General features: G+C 62.8%; 15 protein-coding genes. 8 read left to right on the top strand and 7 right to left on the bottom strand.

Annotated features, from left to right (window positions below; genetic code table 11):
• The first annotated feature begins 38 nt into the window (after positions 1-38).
• The 4 genes from PCA31118_RS18990 (at position 39) to PCA31118_RS18975 (ending at position 5,092) form a co-directional block, all read left to right on the top strand.
• The gene (locus PCA31118_RS18990) at positions 39-548 is read left to right on the top strand and encodes a MarR family winged helix-turn-helix transcriptional regulator (RefSeq protein ID WP_150626650.1); all 510 of its coding nucleotides are present in this window, start codon (positions 39-41) and stop codon (positions 546-548) included.
• Positions 549-678: 130 nt separating this feature from the next.
• On the top strand, positions 679-2,208 hold the full coding sequence (locus PCA31118_RS18985; protein WP_150626649.1) for an efflux transporter outer membrane subunit: 1,530 nt from the start codon (positions 679-681) through the stop codon (positions 2,206-2,208).
• A 60-nt stretch (positions 2,209-2,268) separates the two neighbouring features.
• On the top strand, positions 2,269-3,498 hold the full coding sequence (locus PCA31118_RS18980; RefSeq protein ID WP_044457999.1) for an HlyD/EmrA/EmrK family protein: 1,230 nt from the start codon (positions 2,269-2,271) through the stop codon (positions 3,496-3,498).
• Positions 3,499-3,535: 37 nt separating this feature from the next.
• Entirely contained in the window at positions 3,536-5,092 is a 1,557-nt protein-coding gene (locus PCA31118_RS18975; protein ID WP_150626648.1) for a DHA2 family efflux MFS transporter permease subunit, read from the top strand.
• Positions 5,093-5,257: 165 nt separating this feature from the next.
• Here the strand turns inward: PCA31118_RS18975 and PCA31118_RS18970 are convergent, their stop codons facing one another.
• Entirely contained in the window at positions 5,258-5,566 is a 309-nt protein-coding gene (locus PCA31118_RS18970) for an AzlD family protein (protein ID WP_150626647.1), read from the bottom strand.
• A complete protein-coding gene (locus tag PCA31118_RS18965; RefSeq protein WP_150626646.1) occupies positions 5,559-6,281 on the bottom strand; it encodes an AzlC family ABC transporter permease in 723 nt (240 codons plus the stop codon). Before PCA31118_RS18965 ends, PCA31118_RS18970 begins: the two co-directional genes overlap by 8 nt.
• A gap of 207 nt (positions 6,282-6,488) precedes the next feature.
• On the opposite strand from PCA31118_RS18965, the gene PCA31118_RS18960 reads away from it, so the two are divergent.
• From PCA31118_RS18960 to PCA31118_RS18945, 4 genes are all read left to right on the top strand, one after another.
• Entirely contained in the window at positions 6,489-6,983 is a 495-nt protein-coding gene (locus PCA31118_RS18960) for an acyl-CoA thioesterase (protein WP_044457998.1), read from the top strand.
• 209 nt (positions 6,984-7,192) lie between these two features.
• Positions 7,193-7,402, top strand: coding sequence for a cold-shock protein (locus tag PCA31118_RS18955; RefSeq protein WP_150626645.1), 210 nt, complete (start codon positions 7,193-7,195; stop codon positions 7,400-7,402).
• 336 nt (positions 7,403-7,738) lie between these two features.
• Positions 7,739-9,403, top strand: coding sequence for a hypothetical protein (locus PCA31118_RS18950; protein ID WP_150626644.1), 1,665 nt, complete (start codon positions 7,739-7,741; stop codon positions 9,401-9,403).
• 168 nt (positions 9,404-9,571) lie between these two features.
• Entirely contained in the window at positions 9,572-9,775 is a 204-nt protein-coding gene (locus PCA31118_RS18945) for a cold-shock protein (RefSeq protein ID WP_150626643.1), read from the top strand.
• Positions 9,776-9,955: 180 nt separating this feature from the next.
• On the opposite strand, the gene truB is transcribed toward PCA31118_RS18945, so the two are convergent.
• The 5 genes from truB to rimP all read right to left on the bottom strand — a co-directional run bounded on the left by truB (position 9,956) and on the right by rimP (position 16,579).
• The gene (gene truB / locus PCA31118_RS18940) at positions 9,956-10,942 is read right to left on the bottom strand and encodes a tRNA pseudouridine(55) synthase TruB (protein ID WP_150626766.1); all 987 of its coding nucleotides are present in this window, start codon (positions 10,940-10,942) and stop codon (positions 9,956-9,958) included.
• A gap of 126 nt (positions 10,943-11,068) precedes the next feature.
• On the bottom strand, positions 11,069-11,530 hold the full coding sequence (gene rbfA / locus PCA31118_RS18935; RefSeq protein ID WP_174990530.1) for a 30S ribosome-binding factor RbfA: 462 nt from the start codon (positions 11,528-11,530) through the stop codon (positions 11,069-11,071).
• Between the two features lie 83 nt (positions 11,531-11,613).
• Entirely contained in the window at positions 11,614-14,568 is a 2,955-nt protein-coding gene (infB, locus tag PCA31118_RS18930; RefSeq protein ID WP_150626642.1) for a translation initiation factor IF-2, read from the bottom strand.
• 80 nt (positions 14,569-14,648) lie between these two features.
• Positions 14,649-16,124, bottom strand: a complete 1,476-nt coding sequence (gene nusA / locus PCA31118_RS18925; RefSeq protein ID WP_047907810.1) for a transcription termination factor NusA — start codon at positions 16,122-16,124, stop codon at positions 14,649-14,651.
• Positions 16,121-16,579 (bottom strand): ribosome maturation factor RimP, encoded by a 459-nt coding sequence (rimP, locus tag PCA31118_RS18920; protein ID WP_044455501.1) that lies wholly within the window; start codon positions 16,577-16,579, stop codon positions 16,121-16,123. Before rimP ends, nusA begins: the two co-directional genes overlap by 4 nt.
• Positions 16,580-16,835: the final 256 nt, after the last annotated feature.

Below are 16,835 nucleotides of genomic sequence, written 5' to 3'. Positions count from 1 at the left end.
TATAATCGTGACAAGTCAACTATTGCAGCTGCACGAAAATGTCCGAACCTCCCGTGACCGCCTCAGCGAGCGCGCCGACCTCCCAGCCGGAAGCGCCGCAAGCCGATCCCCCGCGCAACAGCTACAACATCGATGATTCCCTCGGGTATCTCGTTGCCCGTGTGCGCCAGTTGATCCTTGCGGAATTGACGAAGGAGACCTCGCAGTACGGGCTGACCAGCACGCAAGCCACCATGCTTTACAAGGTGGCGACAGGTAAAAGCAAGACGGCGGCCGATCTGGCCCGTGACTATTGCATCGACGCGAGCGCCGTCACCCGGTTGCTCGATCGTCTTGAAGCGCATGGGCTGCTGGTTCGCGAGCGCAGCAAGATGGACCGCCGGACCGTGAATCTGAGCGCAACGGAAGCGGGCTACGCCATGGCCGACCGGATGCCGGACATCTTCACCCGCGCCGCTGACCATTTGATGCGGGGATTCAGCGTGGAGGAAGTGGGATTCCTGAAGAGTCTGCTGCGGCGGGTCATCGTCAACGGCGAAGCCGGCTGACGGCGCTCCACCCCGCAGGACTGCCTAGATTTCCCCCAGAAAAGCCTGTCGAGTCCACGATTTCACGCCCTCGTCAGTGCCCGATTCCCGATTATTGTCAGTACAAGACTTCTCTCGTAAAGGTTTTGCGATGAAAGCGGCCTCACCGTTCCTCCCGCGTCAGCGGGCCCGCTCAGCGATTTCCGCCCTTTGTCTGGCGGCTGTGACGCTGGGCTTTGCCGGTTGTGCGAATTTCGCCGGCATCCACAGCGACAAGCAGATCAGCACGCCCGATCAGTATCAGACCCAGCGCAGCCTGCCCTCGGAGGGCGGACAGTGGCCGGGCACCGACTGGGCACAGCGTTTCGGCGATCCGCAACTCGTCTCCCTGATCGACGAAGCCCTTGCCGGCAACCCCGATCTCGCCATGGCTGCCGCTCGCCTGAAAGCGGCGCAGGCGCAGACCGAAGGGGCGGCCGCGGCCCTGCTGCCGTCGGTCAACTTCTCGGGCGACGTCTATCGCGAGAAATTCACCGAAAACACCATCTACCCGCCGGGATACGGCGGCACCTGGTTCACGCAGGGCGACCTGACCGCCTCGCTGTCGTGGGAGCTCGACCTCTGGGGCAAGAATCGTTCGGCACGCGCACAGGCCACGTCCGCCGAGCGCGCCGAAGAAGCGGAAGATCAGGAAGTGCGCCTTGCCCTCTCGACGGCGGTCGCGCGCGCCTACAACCAGCTCGCCCAGCAGTACGCGCTGCATGACGTGCTCGAACGTATCGGCAAGCAACGCCAGAACCTGGGCAAACTGACGGCTGACCGTGTCCGCGCGGGTCTCGACACGCAAGTCGAGCAAAAGCAAGCCGACAGCAACACCGCCGACGTGCAGACGCAACTCGCGCAGCTCGACGGCCAGATCCTGCTCACGCGTCACCAGCTTGGCGTGCTGCTTGGCAAGGGACCGGACCGCGGCCTGGAAATCGCGCGGCCGAAACTGGCGCAATTGCCCACGCCCGCCCTGCCCGACAACCTGCCGCTCGCGCTGCTCGGCCGTCGCCCGGACATCGTCTCGGCGCGCTGGGGCGTGGAGTCGCAGCTTCAGGGCGTGGATGTCGCCAAGGCACGCTTCTATCCGGACGTGAACCTCAATGCCGCCTTCGGCTTTTCCACGTTCGGACTGGGCAAGCTGATCGACCCGAGCAGCCAGAACATTCAGGCCGGCCCGGTGATCTCGCTGCCGATCTTCGACGGTGGACGCCTGCGCGCCAACCTCAAGGGCCAGTACGCCGCGTATGAGAGCGCCGTCGCCAACTACGACTCGACACTCAACAAGGCGCTCGGCGACATCGCCGACCGTATGGCCTCGATCCGCTCGGCGGACAAGCAAATGGTGTCGCAACGCGTGGCGCAGGATGCCGCGCAGCGCGCTTACGACCTGGCCATCGACCGCTACAAGGCGGGCCTCACGCCGCAGCTGACCGTGCTCACCGCAGAATCGTCGCTGCTGGTGCAGGAACAGGCGCGCGTGAATATCGACTTCGCCCGTCGCGATCAGCAAATCGGCCTGATCAAGGCGCTGGGCGGCGGTTTCGATGCGCAGGCCGCCGGCCTCGTCGTCGGTCAGGAACGCCCGGCCAATGCAGCCAGTACGGCCAACGCCCAGACACCGCAGACACACTAAGCGCCACACAAAACAAGACAAACGTCAAAAGCACATTGAGAGATTAGTACGGAGCAAATGATGAGCGAGAACCAACAACAAGCGCCCGCCCAGCCGGCGCAGAACAATGGCAAGCGCCGCCGCATGATGCTGACGCTCACGGCCGTGATCGCCATTGCGGCCATCGGCTACGGCGCTTACTACGCGCTGTATGCGCGCTATTACGAAGACACCGACGACGCGTACGTCGCCGGCAACGTCGTGCAGATCACGCCGCAAGTGGCAGGCACTGTGACCGGCGTGAAGGCCGACGACACGCAGATGGTCAAGGCCGGTCAGCCGCTGGTCACGCTCGACCAGACCGACGCGCGCGTCTCGCTGCTGCAAGCCGAAGCCAATCTCGCGCAGACCGTGCGCCAGGTGCGCACGTATTTCGTGAACAACGACGCCTATGCTGCCACGGTCGCGATGCGCGAATCGGAACTGACGAAGGCGCAGGCCGACGTGAAGCGCCGTGAGATGGCGATCGCCACCGGCGCCGTGTCGCGTGAAGAACTGGCCCACGCGCAGGACGCCGTGAAGTCCGCTCAGGCCGCACTCGAACAGGCGCGCGCCCAGTTGGTGTCGAACAAGGCGCTCACCGACAAGACGTCGGTGACCACGCACCCGAACGTGCAGCAAGCCGCAGCCAAGGTGCGCGCCGCTTATCTCGACTACGCCCGTACGTCGATCCCCGCACCGGTGGACGGCTATGTCGCCAAGCGCTCCGTGCAGGTCGGCCAGCGTGTCGCGACGGGTGCGCCCCTCATGGCGCTCGTGCCGCTCAACGAAGTGTGGGTCGATGCGAACTTCAAGGAAGTGCAGATCGCGCATATGCGCGTTGGCCAGCCGGTGACGCTCACGGCGGACGTGTACGGTTCGTCCGTGGAGTACAAGGGCACCGTGGCGGGTTTCTCCGCCGGCACGGGCAGCGCCTTCTCGCTGCTGCCGGCGCAGAACGCCACGGGCAACTGGATCAAGGTGGTGCAACGTCTGCCGGTGCGTATCGCGCTCGACCCCAAGCAGTTGCAACAGCACCCGCTGCGCGTCGGCCTGTCGATGCAAGTCAAGGTGAACGTACGTAATACCGACGGCAAGGAACTGGGCGAAGCGCCCGCCCTGCCCGTGTATTCGACCGACGTGTACGACAAGGTCGGCCATGACGCCGACGACATCGTCGCCAAGATCATCACCGAGAACGCCGGTGCCGCCGCCAACGCGGGCGGCGCCAGCGACACGCGCAATCAGCCGGCCCGCGCTCGTCCCCTGTAAATCGGAGGGGGGTGCCCCCCACCCCCTTTGACACCTCATGGCAACTCAAAACGCTCCTGCCCCTCTGTCGGGGGGGCAGCTGGTACTCGGCACCATCGCGTTGTCTCTTGCCACGTTCATGAACGTGCTCGACACATCGATTGCCAACGTATCGATTCCCGCCATCTCCGGCGACCTCGGTGTCTCGTCGAGCCAGGGCACGTGGGTGATTACGTCGTTCGCCGTCGCCAATGCCATTTCGGTGCCCCTTACGGGCTGGCTGACGGAGCGCTTCGGCGCGGTGCGGCTGTTCATCACATCGATCCTGCTCTTCGTACTGGCTTCGTGGCTTTGCGGCATGGCGCCGACGCTCGAAATTCTGCTCGCCGCCCGGGTGCTGCAAGGCGCCGTGGCCGGGCCGATGATTCCGCTCTCGCAATCGCTGCTGCTCTCGAGCTATCCGCCCGCGAAAAGTTCGATGGCACTCGCCTTATGGGGCATGACGACACTCGTCGCGCCGGTGATGGGCCCGATTCTCGGCGGCTGGATCTCGGACAACTACCACTGGCCGTGGATCTTCTACATCAACATTCCGGTCGGCATCGCCGCCGCGTATGTGACCTGGCTCATCTATGCCAAGCGTGAAACGCCCACGCACCGCAAGCCGATCGACACCGTAGGTCTCGCTTTGCTCGTGCTGTGGGTCGGCTCATTGCAGGTGATGCTCGACAAGGGCAAGGAACTCGACTGGTTCAATTCGTCGACGATCGTCGTGCTGGCGCTCGTGGCGCTGGTGTCGTTCTGCTTCTTCGTCGTGTGGGAGATTACCGAGAAGCACCCGGTGGTCGACCTCACGCTCTTCAAGCGGATCAACTTCACCGGGGGTGTCATCGCGATTTCGGTCGGCTACGGCCTGTTCTTCGGCAACCTCGTGATCCTGCCGCAATGGCTTCAGATCTATCTGGGCTACACGGCGACGGAAGCCGGTCTGGTCATGGCGCCCGTGGGGCTGTTCGCGATCATCCTGTCGCCGCTTATCGGCAAGTTCCTGCCCAGGCTCGACGCCCGCTGGGTCGTGACCGTCTCGTTCCTGTTGTTTGCTCTCGTGTTCCTGATGCGCTCGCACTTCAACACGCTGGTCGACACGCGCACGCTGATGATTCCGACGTTCCTGCAGGGCGTGCCGATGTCGATGTTTTTCATCCCGCTCACGGCCATCATCCTGTCGGGCCTGCCGGGGCATCGCATTCCGGCGGCGGCCGGATTGTCGAACTTCGTGCGGATCACGTGCGGCGCCGTCGGTACGTCGATCGCCACCACGGTCTGGGACAACCGGATTTCGCTGCACCACGCGCAGTTGACGGAAAAGCTCACGCCGTACGATCCGTCGTTCAACGGTTCGGTACAGACGCTCAACGAGCTCGGCATGTCGACACCGCAGGCACACGGTTACATCGACCGTCTGGTCACGCAGCAGTCGGCCATGCTCGGTGCGAACGACATCTTCTGGATCTCGGCGGTGCTGTTCGTGCTGATGATCGTCATGGTGTGGGTCACGCGCCCAATTCGGGGCGGTGGTGGTGGCGGCGCCGATGCCGCAGCCGGCGCCCACTGAGCCCACCGAGCCCACCGAGCCCACCGAGCGCACAACACAGGCTTCCCCCCGAGTGCCCGGCCCTGCTCTGTACTACCGGGCACTTCTTGAACCCCGCTGACATTGGCGGGGTTTTTTTATGCATCGCCCCCGCTGCATCACCCCCGCTGCATCACCCCCGCTGCATCACCCCATGAGATAGCGCAGCGCGGCGGTCGCCACGATGCTGATGACGACCGTCGGAAGCAACGAACAGCGCATCGCAACGAAGAGCGTGACGGCCAGCGCCACCAGATCGGCAGGTCGATCGGCAACGAACGATGGCGCGATCACCGAGATCAGCACGCAACCCGGCAGGCTCTCCATGACCGAGCGCATACGCGGACTCAACACGCGATCGCGCAACAGCCAAAACCCGACGATGCGCGTGGCGTAGGTCGTCACCGCCATCAGGGCGACGGTGGCGATGGGCAGCAACGTGGTGACATCAGCCATGGCGCGGCTCCATCAAGACGGCGGCGAGCAGGCCCGTCACCGCCCCTACCGCGACGTACCACGATCCGGGCACATACAGGTAAGTCAGCGCAGCGGCGACGAGGCTCACGAGCCACGGCAAGCTCTTGCGAAGGCCGCGCCACATGCCGCGCAGCAATACGAGGAAGACGGCCGTAAACGCCATGTCGAAGCCGTACTGCTCGATATCGCCCAGCACCGGGCCCAACACGGCGCCGAGTGCGGTAAAGGCGATCCATGTGAGCCACAGGTTGATGGCCACGCCCAGGTAATACGGCAGGCTGATTCGGTTTGCCTTGCGCGCCTGGGTATCGGCCAGCGCCATCGCCCAGGCTTCGTCGCACATCAGGAACAGCGCGGGCAAGGCGCGCCGCAGCGGCACATGGCGAAGCAGCGGCGCGAACGCCGCGCCCATCAGAATGTGACGGGAATTGACGAGGCACGACATGGCCACGATAAGCGCGAGATGCGGCGGCGACGTCCATAGATGGACGGCAGTGAACTCCGAGCCGCCTGCGAAATTCATCCCGGTCATGAGCGGCACCAGCCATGCCGGCATTCCCTTTTGGGTCGCCTGCGCGCCGAGCACCATGGCAAACGGCACGAAGCCGAGCATGACGGGCAACGCGGCGCGCATGCCGCGCGCGACTTCAAGTTTGGCATCCGACTGCGACGACGACGCAGCGGAAGAAGACATTCCGGACACAACCACTCCTGCAAAAACAACTGGCCGCGCAGAATAACGCAGTCATCCCCCTTCGTCTTGCATGTTCTTGCGGTTTTGTGAGGCACCGGCAAGCGTTGCGCAATCGCAGTATCATTGCGCATCCCCCGGCCGCGCACCCAAGGCTCGCATGCGATGCGAGGCCGGGACGGCACGACTCGTCAGAAAAACGCAAACATCATGAATACCCCGCAGAACCCCATCGAACGCTCCGAAGTCACTTTCCGCTTTCTGGCCGAACCGGCTGCCGTCAACTTCGGCGGCAAGGTCCATGGCGGCTCGCTGATGAAGTGGATCGACGAAGTGGCCTACGCATGCGCCGCCACGTGGTCGGGCCGCTATTGCGTGACGGTCAGCGTTGGCAACATTCGCTTCCGTCGACCGATTCTGGTGGGTAATCTGGTGGAGTTGCGTGCACGCATCGTGGCGACGGGACGCACGAGCATGCATATCCACGTGTCGGTACACGCGGGCGATCCGAAGTGGGGCGAACTGCGCCAGACGACCGACTGCCTGATGGTGTTCGTCGCCGTCGACGAGAGTAACCACCCGGTCGGCGTCCCGTCGTTCGAGCCCAAAACCGACGAGCAGAAGGCACTGGCCAAGTACGCCATGGACGTGAAGGCCGCACTGGACGCCATCGTCGAGCTCAAGCCGGAAAACGTCACGAACTGACAGGCCGTCATTGTGCGTCGTTGTGCCCTCGTTGTGCGCGCGAAGCGATGACGGGACGATCCAACGACGATTTCACCCATTCATTATCATCACGTATGACTGCGCACGGGTTGCGCCGTCCGCAGGGGCGATCCCGCTTCGCTACGCGTGGCTCGTCCTGCAAACTCAGGGATTTGCGTTCGATTCGCCGTTTCGAGAGAGAGCAAAACATGCCACGCGGAACCGTCAAGCGTTATTACCCGGAAAAGGGGTATGGCTTTATCACCCCGGACGACAACAGCGAAGTGGTTTTCGTCCACGAAACCGAGATTTGCATCCCCGGCACCTCGACGCTTCAGACAGGCCAGGTCGTCGAATACGAAGTCACACCCGGCGACGCCTACCTGCTCGCGACGAACGTTCGCGAAGCCAAGGACTGACGCTGCGGCGTCTGCTCCCACCTGACAACGTTGACAGTTACCAACGGCACCGCCGAATGGTGCAATAACGTGCACGCGCCTCGCCCGCTGACGTAATGCTGACGTGACGTTGATGTGACGTCGCCATAGGCCAGGCGCGAATCACGATCGTTCGGACGATTCCGGAGGTACGGAATGCATGCGCATTCGCTTCGCAGCATGGCCCTGCGCCTGCTTGCCGGGTTTCGGCATCGGGATCTCATGGGCGGCCCGCAGACGACAGCGCAACGCTGTCGCCCCGCCACGACCGCGAGCCGCCCGTCGTCCGGGCGTTGCTGGCGACGCCGATGCATCGCTTTGCTCAGCGCCATGGGGTGGGTCACTGCCCTGCCCGTTCATGCGCTGTCCGGCGCCGATGTCGCCGATCGCATCAACGCCCGGTACAACGACACACGGACCCATTGCGGCATCGGCAACATCGGCGACATCGGCGACATCGACCAACCGGCGTACTTTTGCGCCGGGCTGATCGTTCGCCCGCTCGAAGGCGGTGTGGCGGTGGATTTCTGGACGCCAACGCCCGGCGAATCGACAGCGCAATCCCTGTCGTTCGTGTATCTGCGGCAAGACGTCGATATTGACCGCCTGCCCTACAGCGCCGGTTTCATCCTGTCCGATGCGCGAACGGCCATCGAGCAAGGCAAGCCGATGAACGTTCGATGCGTCTATCCGCTGGACGAGGCCGTGTCGGGCCAAAGTGGCGATCACGGGTGCAATCTGGGCGGTGGCAATACGGGGGCACCGGATCTGAATTCGTGCGATGCAAATGGTGTTACCGACGTTGCTGGCTGGTTGGCCCATCACGCCACGAACGGGTGGCAGTGCTCGTTCAGCGCCAACGTTGCGACCAGGTTCCATACCGCTTTACAGGCGCACAAGGCCTATGCCGACAGAACACGTTTGCCGTCGATGTTGATTGCCCCGTGGACCATCGATGCGCCCCGCGCCATCCCCTTTCAGGCGATCTATGTCGACGTTTCCAATGGCGGGCAGCTTGTGCAGGCGCAGCAGTATCAAATGACTTACTACAAGGCGACCGGCGAGTGGCTGCCGATCTTGCGGATGGCGTTCGATGCCGCAGGCAAGGCGTCGTTTTCGTATGTGCAGGAAGATCAACTGGATGCCGGATTCACGGTGGCCGATCACTTGAACGAACGGTTCAATGAGACACGTAGCGAGTGCCCCGGTGCGAAGGCCATCGTGTACTGCAGCGGTGTCATCATTCGGGCCGTCAATACCAAAAGCGCCGCATGGAATCCCAGCGCGGATGCGATAGCCAAAAACGGGGTTTCGGCATCATTCCTGCGCACCGATGGGCACGTCCGGACGCCGTACCGGGGGACTGGCTTCGTTTTTCGTCCGCTGGATGCCCCTGCACCCCACCCACTGACGCCACGATGCATCTATGCGCCGGACGGCAACCTGCACAAACGGGAGGATGGATGTGGCCCATCGACTTTGGGGCCAGACACGGGGCCCTGCGCCGCGATCGGTATCGACACCGTGGCCAAGTGGCTCCCGCATTACGCACAATACGGCGCGCAGGGATGCTCGTTTGCCGTCACCGTGGCGGGCGTCGCCCTGTCGTTCGAAGCACGACGCACCTTCACATGGCCACCTGCCGGATATGAGGGCCGAAACGAATTGGTCATCGTGCCATGGCCGCCGGACATTCCTGGTTCGTTACCCCTGGAAGCCATCTTCTATTCGGAGCCGGAGTTTTCGCGTCCCTTGGCACAAGCCATCCAACTCGATTACTACACGATCACCGGTCGATTTTTGCCCATTGTCCACATCCTGCTTCCCATGCCGATTGCAGGCCCGATCTTCACCTATTACCCCGAAGATCAAGCGACGGCGAGAGGCGCCGCAGGTCTCAATGCACCCCTATCGTTCGTGCGGAAAGGCAACGACAGCGCCCCCATCGGACAAGATGAGAGAGACGCATTTTCCCGACCTTAATCCCTTCCATTGTGCCAACGCACCTGACAACCTTGACAGTTACCGACTACATGCGTCAGTGCTGAAATGCCTTTGTGCACGCGGCTGACCCAGAATATCCGCTCGACAGATCGGTGAATGCTCGTTACGCGTCGCACATCGATCCGACATCGCGCAAAGGAGGCCATCATGGCTAGCGGAACGGTCAAGTGGTTCAATCAGGAAAAGGGATTCGGCTTTATCACGCCGGATGACGGGAGTGCGGACGTCTTCGTTCACTACAGCGCGATCCAAAGCGTCGGCGTCAGAATTCTGGAGGAGGGCCAGAAAGTCGAGTTCGAGAAAATGGAGGGCCCCAAAGGAGCGCAGGCGGAAAACGTCAGGCCGCTGTAGACCAGTGCGGCCACGGGAAGACTAGGAGGGCCTCGTGCCGCCAGGAACCGTGAAGTAGTTCAACGAAAACAAGGGGATGGGGTTGCAGCGTCAATCCAACCTGGAAGGCCGTCACCCTGCCCGCCAGAGCGCTCTCGTGGTTCCGTTGGGCGCAATGGTTTCTGCGGTACCGTGAGTCGCTTACTGCGTCTTGAGCAACCGTTGAGGCGTGAGCAGTGCCTCGCCATCGAGACGGGCGACGCCCAGCAGGCGTGCTGCCGCATCAGCGGTGGCTTCGGCGTAGACCTTTACTTCGATGCCGTCGTGCGTCGCGGCGCACTCGCGCAACGTCTGCGGGCAACGCGTTTCGTCCAGACGCAAACGCTGGCCGTGGTTAAAGCGCCTGGCGAGCGTGTCGTCGAGCCACACGGCCGGGAGCGTCTTGAGCAACGCGTCGACTGGCGCCAGCTTCGCCACGCGCTGCGCGTGGTCGAGCGCGCTCAGATCTTCGAGCGTCACCGCACCTTCAAGGGTCAGTGGCCCCACCGCGGTACGGCGCAATGCGCGCAGATGCGCCCCGCATCCCAACGCCTCACCGATATCCTCGGCCAGCGTGCGCACGTAAGTGCCCTTGCTGCACGTCACGCGGAAGGTGAATTCGTTCGCGTCGGGCAACGCACATTCCGTCATTTCCAGCAGATGGATCGTCACCGCGCGCGCCTCGCGCTCTAGCGTCTGCCCGGCGCGGGCATATTCGTACAAAGGCTTGCCGTCGCGCTTGAGCGCGGAATACATCGGCGGCACCTGGGAGATCGGTCCCGTAAAACGGGGCAGCACCGCGCGAATGGCCGCTTCGTCCACCGTTACCGGACGCGTCTTCATCACCTCCCCTTCCGCATCGCCCGTCGTCGTCGTCTCGCCGAGACGCACGCGCGCCTCATAGGTTTTGTCGGCTTCGAGCAAGTCCTGCGAAAACTTCGTCGCTTCGCCGAAACACAACGGCAGCAAGCCGGTCGCCAAAGGATCGAGCGTGCCGGTGTGCCCCGCCTTCAATGCCTGAAGCAGACGCTTGGCCTTGATCAGCGCGTCGTTGGACGACAGGCCCAGCGGCTTGTCGAGCAGCAATACGCCGTCTAGCGGGAAACGAGGGAGTTTTTGGCGGGGTGCCTGCGAACGCGGGTCCGTCATGTGCGGGAAGTACTTGAGAAATTCGTAGGGGAGTGAGCCATCGCAGGCGTCATGCGTGCGCAGGCATCGCAGTGCCACCGGGTTCGCTTTGCGCCAGCCCGGCAGGCTGCGTCGTCGATCGACGGCTTATTTGCCGCCGTTGTCCTTCTTGTCGCTATCGTCGTCGGCTTCGTCAGCTTCGTCGGCTTCATCGACCCGAGCGCCGTTGTCTGCCGCTTCCGCGTCTTCCTTCGCGCGCGTCGCGTTGGCCAGATCGATCAACTGCGACATCTCGATGGCGCGCTCAACCGACTGGTCGAAGTGGAAATGCAACGTCGGTACCGTATGAATGTGCAACCGCTTGAACAGCAGATTGCGCAGATAGCCGGCCGCTTCGTTGAGCGCTTCGCCGGTCGCCTTCGGATCGCCGGTGAGCGTGGTGTAAAACACCTTCGCATGCGCGTAATCGGGCGTCACTTCCACACTTTGCAGTGTGACCAGCCCAATACGCGGGTCCTTCACTTCACGTTGAATCAACTCCGACAGATCGCGCTGGATCTGATCGTTGATGCGAAGATTCCGACCGGGAACGCCTCGTTTCTTTGCCATAAAAAACTCGCTAGTAAAGCAATGGCCCACGCCGCCGGTTCCCCGGCTTGGTGGGCCATTCCACTTCCGTTGTGCAAATCGCGTTACAGCGAGCGCGCAACTTCCGTGATTTCAAACGCTTCCAGTTGGTCGCCTTCCGTAATGTCGTTGAAGTTCTTCACCGACAGACCGCACTCGAAGCCTGACTTGACTTCCTTGACGTCATCCTTGAAGCGCTTGAGCGAATCGAGCTCGCCCGTGAAGATGACCACGTTGTCGCGCAACACACGCACGTGCGACGAACGCTTGACAAAGCCGTCGAGCACCATACAGCCGGCCACCGTACCGACCTTCGGCACCTTGAACGTCTGACGCACTTCGACCAGGCCCGTAATCTCTTCCTTCTTCTCCGGCGCCAGCATGCCCGACATCGCCGCCTTCACCTCATCCACTGCGTCATAGATGATGTTGTAGTAACGAATGTCGATACCGTTCGACTCGGCCAGCTTGCGTGCCAATGCATCTGCGCGCGTGTTGAAGCCGATGATGACCGCCTTCGAAGCCGTTGCCAGGTTGACGTCGCTTTCGCTGATACCACCGACGGCAGCGTGCACGATCTGCACACGCACTTCCGGCGTCGAGAGCTTGTTGAGCGACTGGGCCAGCGCTTCCTGCGAACCCTGAACGTCTGCCTTGATGATGAGGGGCAGCGTCTTGACTTCGCCTTCGGCCATCTGCTCGAACATGTTCTCGAGCTTGGCGGCCTGTTGCTTGGCCAGCTTCACGTCGCGGAACTTGCCCTGACGGAACAGCGCGATCTCACGTGCCTTGCGCTCGTCCTGCACCACCAGCACTTCTTCGCCAGCGCCCGGGACTTCCGACAGGCCCTGAATTTCCACCGGGATCGAGGGACCTGCGTCCTTCGTGTTCTTGCCGGTTTCGTCCAGCATGGCGCGTACACGGCCGTATGCCTGACCTGCGAGCACCATGTCGCCACGCTTGAGCGTGCCCGACTGCACCAGGATCGTTGCGACCGGACCTTTACCCTTGTCCAGCTTCGCTTCGATCACGATACCCTTGGCCGGCGCGTCCACCGGTGCCTTGAGTTCCAGCACTTCGGCTTGCAGCAGCACGTTTTCGAGCAGATCGTCGATGCCCGTACCCGTCTTCGCCGACACCGGCACGAACGGCGAATCGCCACCGTACTCTTCCGGCACCACGCCTTCGGCCACGAGTTCCTGCTTCACGCGGTCCGGATTCGCTTCCGGCTTGTCGATCTTGTTGATCGCCACCACGATCGGCACACCGGCCGACTTCGCGTGGGCAATCGCTTCCTTCGTTTGCGGCATCACGCCGTCGTCCGCCGCGACCACGAGAATCACGATGTCCGTTGCCTGCGCACCGCGAGCACGCATGGCCGTAAAGGCCTCGTGACCCGGCGTGTCGAGGAACGTCACCGTGCCGCGCGGTGTGTCGACGTGATACGCGCCGATGTGCTGCGTAATACCGCCGGCTTCGCCCGACGCCACCTTGGCGCGACGGATGTAGTCCAGCAACGAGGTCTTGCCGTGGTCGACGTGACCCATCACGGTCACGACCGGCGGACGCGGCAGCGCTTCGACTTCCGTCACGTCGTTGCCGAGGTCCAGCAGCGTTTCCGGATCGTCCAGCTTCGCTGCGATCGCGCGGTGGCCGAGTTCCTCGACCACGATCATCGCCGTTTCCTGATCCAGCACCTGGTTGATGGTCACCATCTGGCCCATCTTCATCATCAGCTTGATGACTTCTGCGGCCTTGACCGACATCTTGTGCGCCAGATCGGCAACGCTGATCGTCTCCGGCACGTGCACGTCACGCACGACCGGCTCGGTCGGCGCCTGGAACGCCTGACGGTCGTCCTGCGCATGACGGTCACCACGACGGCCGCCACGGCCACCGCCGCGCCAGCCATCCGAACCACCGCTCGTGTCGCCGCGCGTCTTCATGCCGCCACGCTTATTGCGGTTGTCGGCGTCCTTCTGCCAGGCGCCCGGCTTCTTGTCCTTCTTGTCCGCGGCACCGGCCGTGGTCGTTGCCGTCGTGCCTGCCGGCTTCTTGTCCGCCGGCTTGGCAGCGGCACCTTCCGGCTTGGTCGGCTTGTGCAGCGTACCCTTCGCCGCTTCCGGCTTGGCCGGCGCGGCAGCAGGTGCCGGCTCCGGTGCCTTCAGCACGCGACGCGGTGCATTCATCATTTCGCGAATGGCGCGGGCTTCAGCTTCGGCTGCAGCACGGCGCTTGCGAATGGCTTCTTCTTCGGCGCGCGCCTTGTCAGCCGCTGCGCTGGCCTTTTCGGCCGCCAGGCGGGCTTCTTCGCTGGCCTTGCGAGCCTGCTCGCGTTCGGCGTCAGCCTTGGCCGCGGCGGCCTTTTCGGCTTGCGCAGCCTTTTCGGCTTCGATCTTGGCCGTCTTCTCGGCGTCGGCCTGTGCCTGCTTTTCGGCTTCGGCATCCGCCTTGGCTTCGGCCTTGGCCTTCTGCTCTTCGGCCGCCTTGGCAGCGGCAGCAGCGCGCTCCGCTTCCTCACGCACGCGGCGCTCGGCAGCTTCCTTCTCTTCGCGCTCGCGACGCTCGGCCTCTTCACGCTCCAGTTGTTCCTGGCGACGCTTGAGTTCCGCCGCTTCGGCAGCCAGACGCTCCGCTTCGCGGCGGGCGTCTTCCTCGCGCAGACGCAGGGCTTCGTCTTCCGCAGCGGCAGCCGCGTTGTCCGCACCTTCGACCACATCGTCGCGCTTGACGAAGGTGCGCTTCTTGCGCACTTCGACCTGAATCGTCCGCGCCTTACCGGTCGCGTCGGCCTGCTTGATTTCCGAGGTCTGGCGACGCGTCAGAGTAATCTTCTTTTTGTCGCCGTCGCCAGCGCCGTGCGATCGGCGCAGGTGCTCCAGCAGACGGGCCTTGTCGGCTTCCGTCACCGAATCGTCGGCGCTGAGTTTGTCCACACCGGCGGCTTTGAGTTGCTCCAGCAACACGCCGGCCGGCATTTTCAGTTCTTCAGCAAATTGGGCTACGTTGATGCTCGCCATTCAAACCTCTTCAAGCAAGGCCAGGCGCCTTGCGGTTAACTTCAAAGTTCACTGTTCCATATGCATGCCGGGGCAGGTCATCATTGGAACCAGTGCTCTCGCGCTTTCATGATCAGGGCCTTGGCGGCTTCTTCGTCGACACCGGTCATCTCGGTCAATTCGTCGACAGCCAGTTCGGCCAGATCATCGCGCGTCTGAATTTCATGCTCGGCCAGCTTGGCCAGCAACTCGGGCGTCATGCCGTCGAGGCTCTTGAGATCGAGCGCAACACCCTCGACCTTCTCCTCGGTAGCAATCGCCTGCGTGAGCAGTGCGTCGCGCGCACGATTGCGCAGCTCGTGCACCGTGTCCTCGTCGAACGCTTCGATCTCGAGCATTTCGTTCAAAGGCACGTAAGCGATTTCTTCCAGGCTCGAGAAACCTTCCTCGATCAGAATGTCCGCCACTTCTTCATCCACATCGAGACGCTGCATGAACAACGTGCGCAGCGTGCCGCGCTCCTCGTTCTGCTTCTCGGCCGATTCGTCCGGCGTCATGATGTTGATTTGCCAGCCAGTGAGCTCCGACGCGAGTCGCACGTTCTGACCGCTGCGACCGATCGCCACGGCCAGTTCGTTCTCGTCGACGACGACGTCCATGCTGTGCTTCTCTTCGTCCACGACGATCGACTGCACTGCCGCCGGCGCCAACGCACCGATCACGAACTGCGCAGGGTCTTCCGACCACAACACGATATCGACGTTTTCACCGCCAAGTTCGTTACGCACCGCCTGCACACGCGTGCCGCGAATGCCCACGCAAGTACCGATCGGATCGATACGCTTGTCGTATGCCACCACGGCGATCTTGGCGCGCACGCCAGGGTCGCGGGCAGCCGACTTGATCTCGAGCAGGCCCTGCTCGATTTCCGGCACTTCCATGCCGAACAGTTCGATCAGGAATTCCGGCGCCGTGCGCGAGAGTTCGATCTGCGGGCCGCGGGCCGTGCGGTCGACCTTCACGATGTACGCACGAACGCGGTCGCCGATACGAAGGTTTTCCTTCGGGATGAGCTGATCGCGGCGCAGCAGCGCTTCGACACGTCCCGACTCGACGATCAGGTTGCCCTTGTCGAGACGCTTGACCGTGCCGGTCATGATCTTCTCACCGCGCTCGAGGAAGTCCGACAGGATCTGCTCACGCTCGGCATCGCGAATGCGCTGCAAGATCACCTGTTTGGCGGCTTGTGCGCCAATGCGGCCGAACTCGACAGACTCGACCGGCTCTTCGACGAACTCGCCGATTTCGATGGACGGATTGTCTTCCTTGGCTTCGAACGACAGGATCTGCTTGTCCGGCTCCTGCAGACCCGCTTCGTCCGGCACTACCAGCCAGCGACGGAAGCTCTCGTGCTCGCCCGACTCACGGTCGATGTGCACGCGAATGTCGACGTCTTCGGTGTAGCGCTTCTTCGTGGCCGAAGCCAATGCTGCTTCAAGCGCGCCGAACACGACATCCTTGTCGACGTTCTTTTCGCGCGCGAGCGCATCGACCAACAGCAATACTTCGCGACTCATCGTTTGCGACTCCTAAAATCAATCTGCGGCACAAGGCGCGCACGGTCAATATCCGCGAGGGTGAATTCGAGCAGCGCCGGGCCGCCCTTGCCTTCGAACTCAAGGCTCAAGTTTTCGCCTTGCGGTGCCTGCAAAATGCCGCGGAACTGCTTGCGGCCTTCGAGCGGCACACGCAACGTGAGACTCACTTCGACACCGGCGAAACGCTCGAAGTCACGCAGCTTGCGCAGCGGACGATCCAGCCCCGGCGACGACACTTCAAGTCGGTCGTAATTGACGTTCTCGACCATCAGGACATGCGAGAGCTGACGGCTCACCGTCTCGCAGTCATCGATCGTGATGCCTTCCGGCTTGTCGATATACACGCGCAGCAGTCCGCCGCCCGCGCGCTCAAGATCGACCAGCTCGTAACCCAGGCCTTCGACCGTGGTCTCGATCAGTTCTGGCAATTGCAACTTTGCTCACCCTAGAAAAACTCGCGCGCATCAGCAGCGCCCGACATGTCTGCGCGCCCCGCATGGGACGTCGCACGATACCTGCCTCGACCGTCCGGGCCGGTGTATCAGAGTCGACACACCCACTCCCCGACGCGGCGGCATCGGCCGCGTTAAACGCTCGCGGCAAAAAAAAATGGGCGAAACGCCCATTTCTTACAGCCTCATTGCGCATGAGGTGCGTGCCGCAGCAGAACGCCCGACACGCAAACCAGCT

This window comes from Pandoraea captiosa (assembly GCF_902459775.1).
Classification (GTDB): Bacteria; Pseudomonadota; Gammaproteobacteria; order Burkholderiales; family Burkholderiaceae; genus Pandoraea; species Pandoraea captiosa.
The sequence above is the reverse complement of the archived record's forward strand: the minus strand, read 5'-3'. Positions and strand labels throughout refer to the sequence as shown.

What these genes read in the sequence shown, in the direction of transcription:
- nusA (WP_047907810.1), bottom strand. Translation starts at nt 16,124, where the DNA reads ATGAGTCGCGAAGTATTGCTGTTGGTCGATGCGCTCGCGCGCGAAAAG.
- PCA31118_RS18980 (WP_044457999.1), top strand. Translation starts at nt 2,269, where the DNA reads ATGAGCGAGAACCAACAACAAGCGCCCGCCCAGCCGGCGCAGAACAAT.
- rbfA (WP_174990530.1), bottom strand. Translation starts at nt 11,530, where the DNA reads ATGGCAAAGAAACGAGGCGTTCCCGGTCGGAATCTTCGCATCAACGAT.
- PCA31118_RS18975 (WP_150626648.1), top strand. Translation starts at nt 3,536, where the DNA reads ATGGCAACTCAAAACGCTCCTGCCCCTCTGTCGGGGGGGCAGCTGGTA.
- PCA31118_RS18965 (WP_150626646.1), bottom strand. Translation starts at nt 6,281, where the DNA reads ATGTCTTCTTCCGCTGCGTCGTCGTCGCAGTCGGATGCCAAACTTGAA.
- PCA31118_RS18945 (WP_150626643.1), top strand. Translation starts at nt 9,572, where the DNA reads ATGGCTAGCGGAACGGTCAAGTGGTTCAATCAGGAAAAGGGATTCGGC.
- PCA31118_RS18970 (WP_150626647.1), bottom strand. Translation starts at nt 5,566, where the DNA reads ATGGCTGATGTCACCACGTTGCTGCCCATCGCCACCGTCGCCCTGATG.
- PCA31118_RS18985 (WP_150626649.1), top strand. Translation starts at nt 679, where the DNA reads ATGAAAGCGGCCTCACCGTTCCTCCCGCGTCAGCGGGCCCGCTCAGCG.
- truB (WP_150626766.1), bottom strand. Translation starts at nt 10,942, where the DNA reads ATGACGGACCCGCGTTCGCAGGCACCCCGCCAAAAACTCCCTCGTTTC.
- PCA31118_RS18990 (WP_150626650.1), top strand. Translation starts at nt 39, where the DNA reads ATGTCCGAACCTCCCGTGACCGCCTCAGCGAGCGCGCCGACCTCCCAG.
- infB (WP_150626642.1), bottom strand. Translation starts at nt 14,568, where the DNA reads ATGGCGAGCATCAACGTAGCCCAATTTGCTGAAGAACTGAAAATGCCG.
- PCA31118_RS18960 (WP_044457998.1), top strand. Translation starts at nt 6,489, where the DNA reads ATGAATACCCCGCAGAACCCCATCGAACGCTCCGAAGTCACTTTCCGC.
- PCA31118_RS18955 (WP_150626645.1), top strand. Translation starts at nt 7,193, where the DNA reads ATGCCACGCGGAACCGTCAAGCGTTATTACCCGGAAAAGGGGTATGGC.